Annotated in this window: 11 protein-coding genes; 9 read left to right on the forward strand and 2 right to left on the reverse strand. The window is 37.5% G+C overall.

Features of this window, described 5'->3' with window-relative positions; all coding sequences use genetic code 11:
• The 4 genes from BM141_RS11340 to BM141_RS11355 all read left to right on the forward strand — a co-directional run.
• Positions 1-340, forward strand: a 340-nt coding sequence (locus tag BM141_RS11340) for a transposase (RefSeq protein ID WP_143090853.1), incomplete at its 5' end; no start/stop codon positions are given.
• Between the two features lie 220 nt (positions 341-560).
• Entirely contained in the window at positions 561-3,425 is a 2,865-nt protein-coding gene (locus BM141_RS11345; RefSeq protein ID WP_245764048.1) for an ATP-binding cassette domain-containing protein, read from the forward strand.
• A gap of 138 nt (positions 3,426-3,563) precedes the next feature.
• Complete coding sequence (locus BM141_RS11350) at positions 3,564-4,457, forward strand: hypothetical protein (protein ID WP_091545311.1); 894 nt, start codon at positions 3,564-3,566, stop codon at positions 4,455-4,457.
• A gap of 23 nt (positions 4,458-4,480) precedes the next feature.
• Positions 4,481-4,912, forward strand: coding sequence for a hypothetical protein (locus BM141_RS11355; protein WP_091545313.1), 432 nt, complete (start codon positions 4,481-4,483; stop codon positions 4,910-4,912).
• Between the two features lie 71 nt (positions 4,913-4,983).
• Here BM141_RS11355 and BM141_RS11360 read toward each other — a convergent pair whose 3' ends face one another.
• Positions 4,984-5,871, reverse strand: coding sequence for a prohibitin family protein (locus BM141_RS11360; RefSeq protein ID WP_091545315.1), 888 nt, complete (start codon positions 5,869-5,871; stop codon positions 4,984-4,986).
• Between the two features lie 320 nt (positions 5,872-6,191).
• Here BM141_RS11360 and BM141_RS11365 point away from each other — a divergent pair, with 320 nt between their 5' ends.
• Positions 6,192-8,432: a DUF5916 domain-containing protein gene (locus BM141_RS11365; RefSeq protein ID WP_091545317.1), complete on the forward strand. Its 2,241-nt coding sequence runs from the start codon at positions 6,192-6,194 to the stop codon at positions 8,430-8,432.
• 34 nt (positions 8,433-8,466) lie between these two features.
• On the opposite strand, the gene BM141_RS11370 is transcribed toward BM141_RS11365, so the two are convergent.
• Positions 8,467-9,129: a toxin-antitoxin system YwqK family antitoxin gene (locus tag BM141_RS11370; RefSeq protein ID WP_091545319.1), complete on the reverse strand. Its 663-nt coding sequence runs from the start codon at positions 9,127-9,129 to the stop codon at positions 8,467-8,469.
• A 249-nt stretch (positions 9,130-9,378) separates the two neighbouring features.
• Here BM141_RS11370 and BM141_RS11375 point away from each other — a divergent pair, with 249 nt between their 5' ends.
• From BM141_RS11375 to fumC, 4 genes are all read left to right on the forward strand, one after another.
• The gene (locus BM141_RS11375) at positions 9,379-11,277 is read left to right on the forward strand and encodes a CocE/NonD family hydrolase (protein WP_091545321.1); all 1,899 of its coding nucleotides are present in this window, start codon (positions 9,379-9,381) and stop codon (positions 11,275-11,277) included.
• A gap of 63 nt (positions 11,278-11,340) precedes the next feature.
• Entirely contained in the window at positions 11,341-11,886 is a 546-nt protein-coding gene (gene arfB / locus BM141_RS11380) for an alternative ribosome rescue aminoacyl-tRNA hydrolase ArfB (RefSeq protein WP_245764049.1), read from the forward strand.
• Between the two features lie 67 nt (positions 11,887-11,953).
• The gene (ctlX, locus tag BM141_RS11385; protein WP_221407670.1) at positions 11,954-12,877 is read left to right on the forward strand and encodes a citrulline utilization hydrolase CtlX; all 924 of its coding nucleotides are present in this window, start codon (positions 11,954-11,956) and stop codon (positions 12,875-12,877) included.
• A 25-nt stretch (positions 12,878-12,902) separates the two neighbouring features.
• Positions 12,903-14,297, forward strand: coding sequence for a class II fumarate hydratase (fumC, locus tag BM141_RS11390; RefSeq protein ID WP_091545323.1), 1,395 nt, complete (start codon positions 12,903-12,905; stop codon positions 14,295-14,297).
• Positions 14,298-14,360: the final 63 nt, after the last annotated feature.

Below are 14,360 nucleotides of genomic sequence, written 5' to 3' on the forward strand. Positions count from 1 at the left end.
TGGAGATAAGGGTTATATTACTGCACTAAAAGAAGAATTTGCAGAAAGAAACTTGCACTTAATCACTAAGTTAAGAGCTAATATGAAGAAAAATCAAGTATTAACAGAACCACAAGCCTATTATTTAAGGCATAGAGGATTGATAGAAACTGCTTTCGATGTACTTAAAAATCAACTAAATATAGAACATTCAAGGCACAGAAGCCCTAAAAATTTTCTTATTAATTTGCTGGCAGGCTTAATTGCTTATACATTTTTGGAAAAAACACCAAACATAAAAGCATATCCACAAAAATTAGAGGACAAACAAATTGTATTTATTCAAGAAAATGTAAAATAATTCACGTTATGATAAGTACTCAGAGTTTGGCGAGTTTGACGAAAATGTTGAAACTGACTCAGCAAAGGTAAAACAGCGCGCTACTCGCGTAAACGATGCGGTTAAGGTATTATCTATTGGGAAGAAAATTAATAAAACACTTACTCAAAAGCAGAAAGTGGTAGTACTGTTTAAAATTTTGGAAATGGTAGCCTCTGACCAAAGTTTTACAGCACAAAAAATGGAAATCATACGTACCATTGCTGATGTATTCAAAGTTCCCAAATCAGAGTACAAACTCATAGAAAGTTTTGTCGTAGAAGAACATTCTTCTGCTCCTTCCTTAGATTCAGAAGATATACTTATATTTGATGACGAAATGCCCCCCGCAGAAAGTAAGAGGAAATACATAGACTCTGGTGCTTTGGACGGGGAAATTATTTTTATCCGTGTAAAAAGCGTAGATTTATACTTTACTCGCTATACAGGAAACGATGATATTTTCCTGAATGGTATCTTAGTAAAGAAAAATGCAATTTATCTATACTCCCATGGTAGTATTTTTAAAACCCCCAAAGGCAAGCCTCTTTATTATAGCGACTTAGTTAATCAGTTTACAGAAGGTTTAAATCAGCAAAGAATTTCTTTTAACGTGTATGACTTAGAGTTCAAATTTCCTAATGGAACGATAGGTCTGCGCAATGTCAATCTTTCTGAGAATCGAGGCAAACTCATAGGCATCATGGGTGCCAGTGGAGCGGGTAAAACTACCATGCTCAATGCTTTAGCGGGTCTGACTGTACCCTCTAAGGGAAAAGTGCTGATTAACGGCTTTAACCTACATGACCCTGACGAAAAGAAAAACTTAGAAGGCATCATTGGCTATATCGCACAAGATGACCTTTTGATAGAGGAACTCACTGTTTTTCAAAACCTATACTATAACGCTAAACTTTGCTTTAAAAGCCTTACTAATGAGCAGATTGAGGAAAAAGTCAATAGTGTACTCTCAAGTTTGGGCTTAGATAAGATAAAAGACATCAAAGTAGGCAATGTCCTTAATAAAAAGATTAGTGGGGGACAGCGTAAGCGTTTGAATATTGCGCTGGAACTCATTAGAGAACCTGCTATTTTATTTGTTGATGAGCCTACCTCAGGTTTATCTTCACGAGATTCTGAAAATGTAATTGACTTACTCAAGGAATTGTCTTTAAAAGGTAAGTTAATTTTTGTAGTGATTCATCAGCCTTCTTTGGATATTTACAAGATGTTTGATGAAATGTTCATCTTGGACACAGGAGGTTATCCTATCTACTACGGCAACCCCTTGGAAGGAATTGCTTACTTTAAGCGAGCAGTACGCCAAATAGGCAGCGAACAGGGTACGCCAGAGCAAATGTTTAACATCATTGAGGCTCAGGTAGTTGATGAGTACGGCGAATATACCAATAAGCGTAAGATTACTCCTACGGAATGGCATCAGATGTATCAAGAAAATTTTAGAGTGGCAAGAGTAGAAGATATAAGGGAAAAACCTCCTAAAACCTTAGATATTCCTTCCAAATTTGCTCAAACTCTGATTTTTTCTACAAGAGATGCACTTTCTAAGCTTAGTGATAGCCAATACATGACTATCAATCTCTTAGAAGCTCCTTTCTTAGCCTTCCTAATGTCTATCATTATCAGATACAAAGATGCGCTTGGCATGGGAGAATATGTATTTAGGTATAATGACAATATTCCTGCTTATATTCTAATATGTATTATTATAGCTCTTTTTATGGGCTTGACCGTAAGTGCAGAGGAAATTATTAGAGATAGGAAAATCTTGAAGCGGGAGTCTTTCCTAAACCTTAGTAGGTCGAGTTATTTAATATCTAAGTTGCTCATTTTATTTTCTCTGTCGGCAATACAAACTTATTCTTTCGTTCTTATAGGCAACTATATTTTGGACATAGAGGGAATGAATTTTGAATATTGGTTAGTTTTATTTTCAGTTTCTTGCTTTGCCAACGTGCTTGGCTTAAATATCTCTGCCGCATTCGATTCTGCTATTACTGTTTATATTCTTATTCCTTTGTTGTTGATTCCTCAAATGATTTTGAGTGGGGGTATTTTTAGTTTCGAGAAACTAAATAATGCAGTAACCGAAAAAGGCAAAGTACCTTATATTGCAGATATATGGGTTTCGCGTTGGGCTTACGAAGCACTTTGTGTAGAGCAGTTTAAAAACAATAATTATCAAAAAATGCTCTATGACATAGAGAGAGTAAAAAGTGTAGCCAACTACAAGACTTCTTTCTGGATGGAGCAGATAGAAAAAGCCATTAACAACTCTGCCCTTTATGCTACCCAAAAAGACGATAGCAGCAAAAGATTATTAGAGGAGAACCTACTTTTGATTAAAAACGAACTGATGAAGGAAAGTAGGAACAAGTACTATGGAAAAGAGATAGCAAAATTAGACCTCAATAAATTACTTGTTTCTAATAATTTTGATAGCACTACTGTATCGACACTTAATAATATTTTGGGACGTATCAAAGATTATTACAATAATATGCAACGCACTGCTACTGAGAGCATGGATTCTTTGATTTTTGCCCTTCAAGAAGGAAGTAAAAAGCAAATAGACCTGAACCAACTGAAGAATGAGCATTACAATGAATACTTAGCAGACTTTGTAAAAAATGTCAATATCAAAGAGCGTACAGTCATTGCCAATAATCGCATTGTTCAGCAAATAGACCCCATATTTCATATTCCTGATGATATTAGTGGTTTAGTCGATTATCGCGCTCACTTCTTCGCTCCTATGAAGCATTTTATGGGAAAGTATTATTACACCTATAATTTTAATACAGCGGTCATCTGGACAATGACTATCTTCCTATATGTTTGTCTTTATTTTGATTGGCTAAGTAAACTTGTGCATATGGGTAGCAAAGTTAAAATCAACTTAGGTATCTCAGATAAAATCAAAGAGTTTTTCAAGAAGAGAAAAGAAGCGCGTAAAAGAAAAATAGCAGAGAAAACAAGTGCTACAAGTAATAAAAGAGAAAAAATTAAAGCATCTGAGAAAGCGGATTTGGAAACTACTGAATAGGGTTTATAACTTTGGCTTTTTTTTTGATAAATAAATTAAATTAAAGATTATTTCACTCAATAATCGTTGTGTTATTTAATCATTTTTTACATATTTGTAATTCAGATAGTCTAACATTTTAAAAGATTATTTTTTTCTATGAAAAAATTATATTTCATGTTTGTTTTAGCGTTATTATTAGGTTGTGGAAATAATAATGCTTCTACGGAAGAGGTAAACGACAAGGTAACGACGGAAGAAACCCCACCCACATCACAAGTTTCTGAGGATATTATTTCTGAGATTCTTGATGCAATACCTTCTCCTCTTGAAATTTCATTCCTCATCAAAGAGGTAGGCACTAAATACAACTCGGCAAACCTTAATAATCCTGATTTTGTAAGTAATTACAATACAAGCTATCAGCAAGCTCTTAACCTTGGTGCTTATGCTACAGATTTGGGGTATGCAAACCTGTACGGCAGAAATCAAGATGTGTTGAGTTTTTTGAACTGTGTGAAGAAATTAGCAGATAATTTGAGCATAGGACAGTTTTTTGACTATGAAACTATTAAGCAGTTAGCTTCTAATAGCGGTAACATTGATGCTTTGTTGCAACTTACCCAGCAAAACTTTGAAAAAATAAATTATCATTTGAGAGAAAAGAAGCAAGAATATTTGAGTATCTTGATTTTAACAGGTGGCTGGGTAGAAGCAATCTATTTGACAAGTTTAGTACATCAGGATACCAAAAATGTCAAATTGAAGGAAAAAATAGGGGAGCAGAAGATTGTATTAGAGCAAATTTTAGTAGTTTTGGAAATCTACAAGACAAAGGCTAATTTTTCCACACTTATCAACGATTTGAAAGAACTGCAAAAAATTTACAGCGGCGTAGAGATGAAGACTGTGATGGGTAAAACAAAAACAATAGAGCGCAATGGAGAGTTAGTCGTAGAAACTGATACACAAACCATTGTGAATATCTCTGATACTGATGTAGAAAAAATCACCAGTTTGGTGAAGTCTATCAGGAATAAAATAGTTAAATAACCAATCATAAATCTAAATTGAGTATGAAAAATATTATCCTCGTATCCCTTATTGTCCTATGCCCTTTATTAGGTTCTACGACTGCTTTTGCCCAATGCGACTCAGAACTTTATAGTAATAAAGCCCTCAAAGCACTCCAAGCGGGTTTTACTTTTGTAAAAAGCTATAAAATTGATGGAAGAAATGGTGTACGCAAAAATATAGAATATACTTGTGTGTTTAGTAAGGATACAAGCTATATGATAAGAATGGAAAGTAAAGATGGAGGACCTAATGGAATCGTAGCTACTCTTTTTGACTCTAATCGTCAAGAATTAGCTACAAGCCATGTGAACAATCGTTTTTTCCCCGGCTGGACTTACAAGTGCAAGGCTACGGGAATTTATTACCTTAACTTTTCATTTAAGGATACTAATAGTTATTGCGGCGCAGCAGTGCTGGGTTTTAGGAGGTAAGTGGTACTTATTGATAAAATAAAAAATAGCATTTATGGAGGGTAAATTCTCATAGATGCTATTTTTTTGGCTTAATCTGTTTTACGTCTGTTGGAGTTGCTACTTGCCTTAGTCGGAGTAGAAGTAGTGTTTGATGTAGGCGTTTGTACTCTTTGTTGTGTATTTACTTGTTCATTTGGATTTATTAGATAAGGCGTTTTCCCATCGGTAATGATAATTTTAGCATTAGGCGAGGTAGCGAGGTTTTGCATCACTTCCAAGCTTTTATATTGAATCAGCAAATCATTTAAACCTTCTGAAATGATGATTTGCGCATCTCTTACTCCTTCTGCCTCTACTCTTTTTCGTTCTGCTTCTCTCCTTTCTTTGTTCAGAACAAACTCCATTCTCTGCGCTTCCTGCTCTGCTTCCAATTTTTCTTCTATTGCTTTGGCTAACCCACTTGGTAGGCGAATACTTTTAAGTAGTACGTTTTCAATCACAAAGCCTCTATCTCCCAATATTTCTGTCATTTTGGCGGCAATAGCTTTCTCTATATTTTCTCGCTCTGAGGTGTGCATATCTTTGGCAAAAAACTTAGAGGTAACATCGGCAGCTGCCGACCTTAGCACACTGAGGATAATCTGCTCTCCATTAGAAATACGTCCCACAGATGCCAAAATTTTGACTGCCTGCTCTGGTTTGACGTGGTACAAAATTGCTAACTCTGAGGCTATCGTCAGACCTTCTTTGGAGGGAAGTGCCTCCAGCATAATTTGCATGTTGATAGTCCGAGTGGGTACTTTTAGCACAGTAGCAAAGAACGGATTAAAAGTGTACAAGCCCGGTGTCAAGACTTTGGGAACGAGTTTGCCGAACCTACGTTTTACGCCTACTTCGTCTTGCTTGACCGTGGCACAACTTGTTAGAATAAACAAGCCTGTTATTAATAAGATAGAAAGAACCGAATTATTTTTCATAAGTTTATTAGAATATGATAGATGAATAGTTAGTACTATGTATTTGATAGTTTCAAGGTATATCAAATTTAACGGAGAGATATGTATTAGGTTTTATAGATGTGAAAGAATTTGGAAATAACCTAACAAAACATAGACTCATAGAATATAAAAATGCCTTTACCAACTAAGTTCTTATTATTTATTGATTTGTATGGCTATTATGGCTTTAATTTTTTATCTTTGTGGGTTAAATATGCTACAAGCCAATACAACAACCTATTTTCTGTCCTACTTTATCGCAATATTTGTTTTCAAACTCTTTTTCTGTCTAAATTTTGATGAAGCACCTTTACAAAATCAGTGTCATACTTAGTAGTGTGTCCTTCTTTTCTTTGTTATTTTTGGGAAATGTATATCTTGCCTTAGGGCAGAATGGTAGCCCTCGCCAAATCCATATCAAACGTGCCACAGGAAAAATGCACGTAGATGGGCTTGTAGAAGAAAAAGACTGGGAAATGGCAGAAGTCGCTAAAGATTTTAACCAATATTTCCCTTTTGATAGCTCACTTTCTATCGCCAAAACAGAAGTCCGTTTCACTTATGATGAGCATTTTATTTACTTTAGTGCGATATGCTATCACAATATAAAAGGCAAATTCATCACTAATTCTTTACGCAGGGACTACCGAAGCCCTGCTGCAGACGGAGTTAGTTTAGTCCTTGACCCTTTCCAAGACCAAACTAATGCGTTTTTCTTTGGGACTAATCCCTACGGGGTTCAGCGAGAAGGTCTAATAGCTAATGGAGGTACTTTGCAGACTGACCTCTCGCTTTCTTGGGATAATAAATGGTATTCAGAGGCAAAAATTACAGAAAATGGTTGGACAGTAGAAATGGCTATTCCTTTTAAAACTCTTCGCTTCAAGGAAGGTGCAACTACTTGGAGAGTAAACTTTTATCGCATAGATAGCAAGTACAATGAACGCTCAGTCTGGTCACACGTACCTCGCAATTTTCAACTTTATAGTCTTGCCTATACAGGAGAGTTAGTTTGGGACGCCCCTTTGAAAAAACCAAGTGCAAATGTTGCCGTAATTCCTTTTGTTACAGGCGGGGTGTCAAAAAATCACTTAGCAGGTACTCCACAAAATACGGTAAGTGGGGTAGGAGGCGATGCCAAAATTGGTGTTACTCCTTCTTTGAACTTAGATTTGACCATCAATCCTGATTTTTCGCAAGTAGAAGTAGATAGGCAGGTTACTAATCTTGACCGCTTTGAGATATTTTTCCCTGAGCGAAGGCAATTTTTTTTAGAAAATGCTGATTTGTTTTCAGATTTTGGCAATGCGAGGATTAGACCTTTTTTTTCTCGTAGAATTGGTATTGCCATAGATAAAAACACAGGGCAAAACTTGCAAAATCCTATTTGGTTTGGGGCAAGACTGAGTGGGCGATTAGATAAAAACTGGCGAGTAGGGCTAATGAATATGCAAGCGGCGAAAGATGCAGGTATTGGATTACCAAGCTATAATTATACAGTTGCGGCTATACAGCGTAAGGTCTTTAGCCGCTCAAATATTGGGGGAATTTTTGTCAATAAAGAAAATTTTGCTATTGCTCATGCCGATTCCACAGGTTTTAGTCAGTTCAATCGTCTTATGGGGCTGGACTATAACCTTGCTTCTGCGAATAATACTTGGACAGGTAAGTTTTTTTATCACCAAACCCTAACTTCCAAAGAACAAGCTAACAATGAGCAGTTTGCACATGGAGCAAGCCTCGTGTATAGCAAGCCGCACATCAGAGTAGAATGGAATCACCAAATGGTTGGGAAAAGTTTTGATGCTCAGGTAGGCTACGTCCCAAGGAGAGATTTTAAGCAAATCAATCCTATTTTTGTCTATTTCTTTTTTCCTAAATCAAAATTAATCAATCGCATTAATATTTATTCAGAGTTTAGTTCTATATGGAATGGAGAAAATTTGAATACAGATAGAGGACTTTGGCTTGGTCTGGCTTTCCGCTTGCAAAATACCGCAGAACTTGCGTTTTGGTGGGCGAGCAACTATACTTACCTTTTCTTCCCTTTTGACCCTACTAATACAGGGGGGAAAAAGTTGGCTCAAGGAACAGCTTATACTTATAATAGTTTTAATTTTGACTATACCTCTGACCAGCGCAAAAACTTTTTTCTCACTTCTACAGGATACATGGGAGAATATTTCAATGGTAATAGGTTTAATCTTACAGGTACACTTAACTACCGCTTGCAGCCTTATGTTATTTTTTCCTTAGACTATACCTACAACAGGTTGAGATTTCCTGAACCTTATTCCAGCACCGACCTGTACCTATTAGGTCCCAAATTTGATGTTACTTTCTCCAAAAATCTATTCTTGACTGCTTATTTCCAATACAATAGCCAAATCAATAATATTAATATCAACACACGTTTCCAATGGAGATTCAAACCTGTTTCTGATTTATTTATTGTCTATACGGACAACTATTTTGCTGATGTTTTTAGGGTAAAAAACAGAGGCGTGGTTTTAAAACTGACCTATTGGCTAAATATATGAGATGAAGGGAACGGTAAAGTAAGTTTTCCTTACTTTACTGCTCCTTAGAATAATCATATTTCTTTTTTTTGCCACTTTTAGAGAACTTGTACCATTCTCCTACTTTTTCTCCATTTTTAAAATAACCTTCGTAAGTAATTCTGCCTTTGTCATCAAAAAACTGCCACAGTCCTTCCTCTTTGTTGTCTTTGTATTGCCCTTTTTGAATAAGTACCCCATTTTCATTATAAATCTCCCATTCTCCATGAGGCAACCCTTCTGTGTATGTACCTTTTTGTTTCAAAGTACCATTTTCGTTGTAGTGAATCCACACTCCTTCGTACATGCCATTTTTGAAAATACCCTTTTTTTTGACTTCTCCGTTAGGATAGTAATGAAAGGTCGAGTCTTCTTGTACGCCATTCTTCCAATTCTCAGCACGTTCCAATACCCCATTGGTATCGTAGTACTTGCAAAGCCCATCTAAGAGGTCGTTAGTGTATCTCTGAAAAGCACTAATAGTACCGTTAGGGTAGTAGTAATACCAGTAATTTTGCTTCTTTCCATTGATGCGTTCTCCTTCTGCTTTTAGATTTCCATTGCTATAGTATTCTCTCTCCCGATTATTGTCATTGAGAGGGGCATCGTCATTGCGGTTCTGAGCATATAAGCCGTTGTATATACTCATTAGTAAACCTATTATTATTATCTTTCTCATAGTATTTATTGTTTGAATTAGCCGAGTATTGAGGTCAAAATTTATTGTAAAACTACATTTTTTTTACGATTAATTTCCTCATAAAATACCTAATGTTACAGGTTATCTATTACCTTTTTTATTACAAGCTTTGTACTAAAAATAGATACAGGACAAAATTTTAACTAATTATAAAAAGATTTTTGGTTTCACTATTTTATTCTTTTTCCTAACTTGCCGACAGCTTTTAATCAAAAAATCTATTTGAAAATGAAGAAACTTTTACTTTTTTTATTCATTACTTGGGCTTTTGTCCATACACTTTCTGCCCAAAGTGTACTCAGTATTCGTCAACAAGACTCTCTTTTTGTAAGAGAAAACTATCAGAAGTATGAGTACCAGATTCCGATGCGTGATGGCATTAAACTATTTACTACGGTCTATGTCCCTAAAGATGCTTCCGATAGCAAAAAGTACCCTATCCTGATGCAACGCACTTGCTACAGCGTAGAACCGTATGGCATAGACAAATATGAACTGACTCTGGGACCTTCGCGTTATGCGATGAGGGAAAAGTATATCTTTGTCTATCAAGATGTAAGGGGGCGTTGGATGTCTGAGGGGACTTGGACAAATATGACTCCCCATTTGCCAAACAAGAAGGCTAAAACAGAAGTAGATGAAGCATCTGATACTTATGACACGATAGAGTGGTTGCTCAAAAATGTGAAATATAACAATGGAAGAGTAGGACAATGGGGTATTTCTTATCCTGGATTTTACACCATCGCAAGTGCTTTGGCACAGCACCCAGCCCTCAAGGCTTCCTCGCCTCAAGCCCCTATTGCGGACTTCTTTTTTGATGACTTTCACCACAACGGAGTGTTTACTTTGGGTTATTTCTTGACCTTTCCCGTCTTTGGCGTGCAACACCCTCAGCCTACCCCACAGGCTTGGTACACCAATGATTTTCCTAAATCACCTACACCTGACGGCTTTGAGTTTTACAAACGCTTAGGCTCGTTGAAAAATGGAGATAAATACTATCCTAATAACTTCTTTTGGAAAGAAATAGTAGAACACCCCAACTACGACGAATTTTGGCAAAAACGCAATATCCTTCCGCATTTAAAAAATGTGAAACACGCCATGATGACCGTAGGAGGCTGGTTTGATGCAGAAGACCTCTACGGACCCTTGAACATCTATAAAACTTTGGAGAAAAATAATCCGAACACTTACAATACCGTAGTTATGGGTCCTTTTGGGCATGGGGACTGGGCGAGAGAGCAGGGAAGGCACTATCACAACCAGATTTACTTCGGAGATAGCATTTCTACTTTTTACCAAAAAGAAATTGAGTTAAAGTTTTTTAATCATTTCCTTAAAGGCGCAGGCGATGGGAAAACGGGCTTACCAGAGGCTTATCTCTTTGATACAGGGAAAAAGCAATGGCGTACTTTTAGCGAGTACCCAGTAAAAAATTCCAGAAAAGCCAACTTATATTTCCATGAGAAAGAAAAATTGAGTTTTTCTGCGCCTACTCAGACTACTTCCTTTTCAGAGTTTATCAGCGACCCTAACAAACCTGTGCCTTCTTCTGAGAATTTGAGAGCCATGCTAAACTTCACGCCAAGAGCTTATATGAGCGAAGACCAACGATTTGCCAGCAAAAGACCAGACGTTTTAGTATTTGAAACAGATGTACTCACCGAAGACATTACCTTAGGAGGAGAAATTACCGTGAATTTGAATTTTAGCACTACGGGAACTGATGCTGACTGGATAGTAAAACTGATAGATGTCTATGCAGATGATACGCCAAGAGATGAAGTGAAGAATATAGACTTAGGAGGCTACCAGCAGATGGTGCGAAGTGAGATTATGCGTAGTCGTTTCCGCAATAGTTTTGAGAAGCCTGAGCCGCTTGTAGCTAACCAAGTTACCTCGCTCAAATTTCGTTTGCAAGATGTGCTACATACGTTTAAAAAAGGACATAAAATCATGGTGCAAGTGCAAAGTACATGGTTTCCACTTTTTGACCGCAATCCACAAAAATATGTGGATAATATTTATAGAGCAGAAGAAAGCGACTTTATCAAAGCTACACATAGAGTTTATCACTCTGCCTCACAGCCAAGCTATCTGAGTGTGGAGATTTTAGATTAGGTCGAAAGTGTGCCTTAGATATAGTAAAATATTCTTATTGTAGGTCTGACTTTCTAAGCCACAGTGGAACTGCCACAGTGGAACTGCCACAGTGGAACAGTCAGACAACTTCTTCGTTTCATTGTGGTTTGGAAAAAATTAGGAACTAAGCTCAAAGAACACTTATTTTGCATGAGCGATTTGATAAAAAATAATGTACTGATAAACAGGGACTTCTATGAGGAGTTGGAGTTTCAGACGGCTCGGAGTAGTGGAGCGGGTGGTCAGCACGTCAATAAGACTGAAACCAAAGTAGAGTTACGCTTCCATATACAAGGCTCTAATTTGCTAACAGAGGAGGAGAAAAACCTTATTTTTAACAAAGCAAGTACTTATATCAATGGTGAAGGAGTATTGGTACTATCTTCCCAGAAAACACGTAGCCAAATAAGTAATAAAGAGGACGTAATAAAAAAATTTTATACACTTTTGACCAAATGTCTGACAATTCCTAAAAAACGCAAACCAAGCCAAGTACCCCCACAAGCTAAGGCAGAACGACTGAAAAGCAAAAAGGTCAATGCACAAAAGAAAGCCAATCGCAAATATGATTTTAGAACAGAGGATTAGAAACAAAATTTTGGAATTGCAGGATAAAATATAGATTTTTGAAGCGAGAAATTAGACTTAGATGTTGATGACAATGCAAACAACTAATACCGTGCTAATGGTGCGACCTGTTCGCTTTACCTACAATGCACAAACAGCCTTGACCAATACTTTTCAAAACAACGCAAGTGCAGATGCCGAGCAAACACAAAATTTGGCTTTAGCTGAGTTTGACGGATTTGTCAAAATTTTGAAAGATAATGGAGTAGAAGTTATCCAAGTTTTTGATACTCCCGAACCGCATAAGCCCGATTCTATTTTTCCCAATAACTGGGTAAGTTTTCATGCAGATGGAACTGTGGTTCTATATCCTATGCTTACAGAAAATCGCCGTTGGGAACGCAGAAGAAGTATTTTGGAACTCATCAGTACGGGGTTTCAAATCAACAATGAAATAGACTTATCGCACTACGAGGCAGAAAATAAGTTTTTAGAAGGAACGGGAAGCATGATATTGGACAGGGAAAATAAGATTTGCTATGCCTGCCTATCGCCACGTACCCATACAGAAGTGCTAAAAGATTTTGCACAAAAATTAGGCTATCGGACAGTAACTTTCACTTCCTTAGATGCCAATGGTAAAGAAGTGTATCATACCAACGTAATGATGTGTGTAGCCAAGAAATATGTAGTGATTTGTTTAGAATCTATTAAAGATGAAAAAGAGTGTGAAAACGTGATTTTTACTATTCATCAATCAGGAAAAGAAATCGTGCCTATTTCTCTTGCTCAAATGAATCAGTTTGCTGGAAATATGCTTGAACTGCACAACGCACAAGGCGAAAGCCTCTTAGTGATGTCAGAGCAAGCCTACAAATCGCTTAACCAAAAGCAGATTGAGCAAATTCAGCAGTATTCTAAGATAGTGTATGCACCTCTTTATACCATAGAAACCAATGGGGGAGGAAGTGCGCGTTGTATGTTAGCCGAAGTACATTTGCCAAAGAAATAATCTATTTACAAAACTACAATACTTTATGGAATACAGAATAGAAAAAGATACCATGGGCGAGGTCAAAGTTCCCGCCGACAGATATTGGGGAGCGCAAACCCAACGCTCCTTAGAAAACTTTACGATTGGGGGACACAAAATGCCAATAGAGGTTATTCGTGCTTTTGCCATTTTGAAAAAAGCGGCAGCATTAGCAAACCATGAATTAGGAGTACTGCCTGCGGATAAGAAAGACATAATTGCCCAAGTCTGCGATGAGATTTTGGCAGGAAAGTTAGATGAGGAGTTCCCGCTGGTAGTTTGGCAGACCGGTTCAGGTACGCAGTCTAACATGAACCTAAACGAGGTCATTGCCTATCGTGCCCATGTCCTGCTGGGAGGCTCGCTATTGGACGAAAAGAAAAAACTTAATCCCAATGATGACGTAAACAAGTCGCAGTCCTCTAACGATACCTTCCCAACTGCTATGCACATTGCGGCTTACTCTTTTGTAGTAGAGCAGATGCTCCCCAAGGTAAAAGCACTCCGCAATACCTTAGACCAAAAATCAAAAGCCTTCAAAGACGTTATCAAGATAGGTCGTACTCACCTAATGGACGCTACTCCCCTGACCTTAGGTATGGAGTTCTCAGGCTATGTAGCCCAAATAGACTATGGCATCAAAGCCATAGAAAATGCTCTTGACCATGTATTAGAGTTGGCATTAGGCGGGACGGCAGTAGGTACAGGACTCAATACACCCAAAGGATATGATGTATTGGTAGCTAAAAAAATTGCAGAACTTACAGGACACCCCTTCCGAACCGCTCCTAACAAATTTGAGGCATTAGCAAGCCACGATGCTTTGGTAGGGCTTTCTGGTGCTTTCAAGCAGTTGGCAGTCAGCCTGATGAAAATTGCTAATGACATTCGCCTGTTAGCCTCCGGACCTCGCTCAGGCATAGGAGAAATTTTGATTCCTGAAAATGAGCCGGGTTCTTCTATTATGCCGGGCAAGGTGAACCCTACACAGTGTGAGGCTTTGACTATGGTCTGCGCCCAAGTAGTAGGCAATGATGCCGCAGTAGCCATTGGAGGCATGAATGGGCATTTTGAATTGAATGTGTTTAAACCTGTCATCATTTTCAATATTCTTATGTCTGCTCGTTTATTAGGAGATGCTTGCGATAGCTTTGATAAGCACTGTGCAGTAGGGATAGAACCCAACTACCCTTTGCTAAAAAGACACTTGGAAAATTCTTTGATGCTGGTAACTTCTTTGAATCCACACATTGGCTATTACAAAGCGGCAGAGATTGCTAAGAAAGCCCACAAAGAAGGAACATCGCTTCGAGAAGCCGCTTTGGCACTTGGCTATCTTACCAATGAGCAGTTTGATGAATGGGTAAGACCAGAGGAAATGATAGGAAGTTTGAAGTAAAGTTTTAATTACTTGACCAAGAATTATTATTATTTCATATTGTTTTAGAGAAAGTTGCAAAAA

Origin of the sequence: Thermoflexibacter ruber (assembly GCF_900113045.1) — a bacterium.
Lineage (GTDB): Bacteria > Bacteroidota > Bacteroidia > Cytophagales > Thermoflexibacteraceae > Thermoflexibacter > Thermoflexibacter ruber.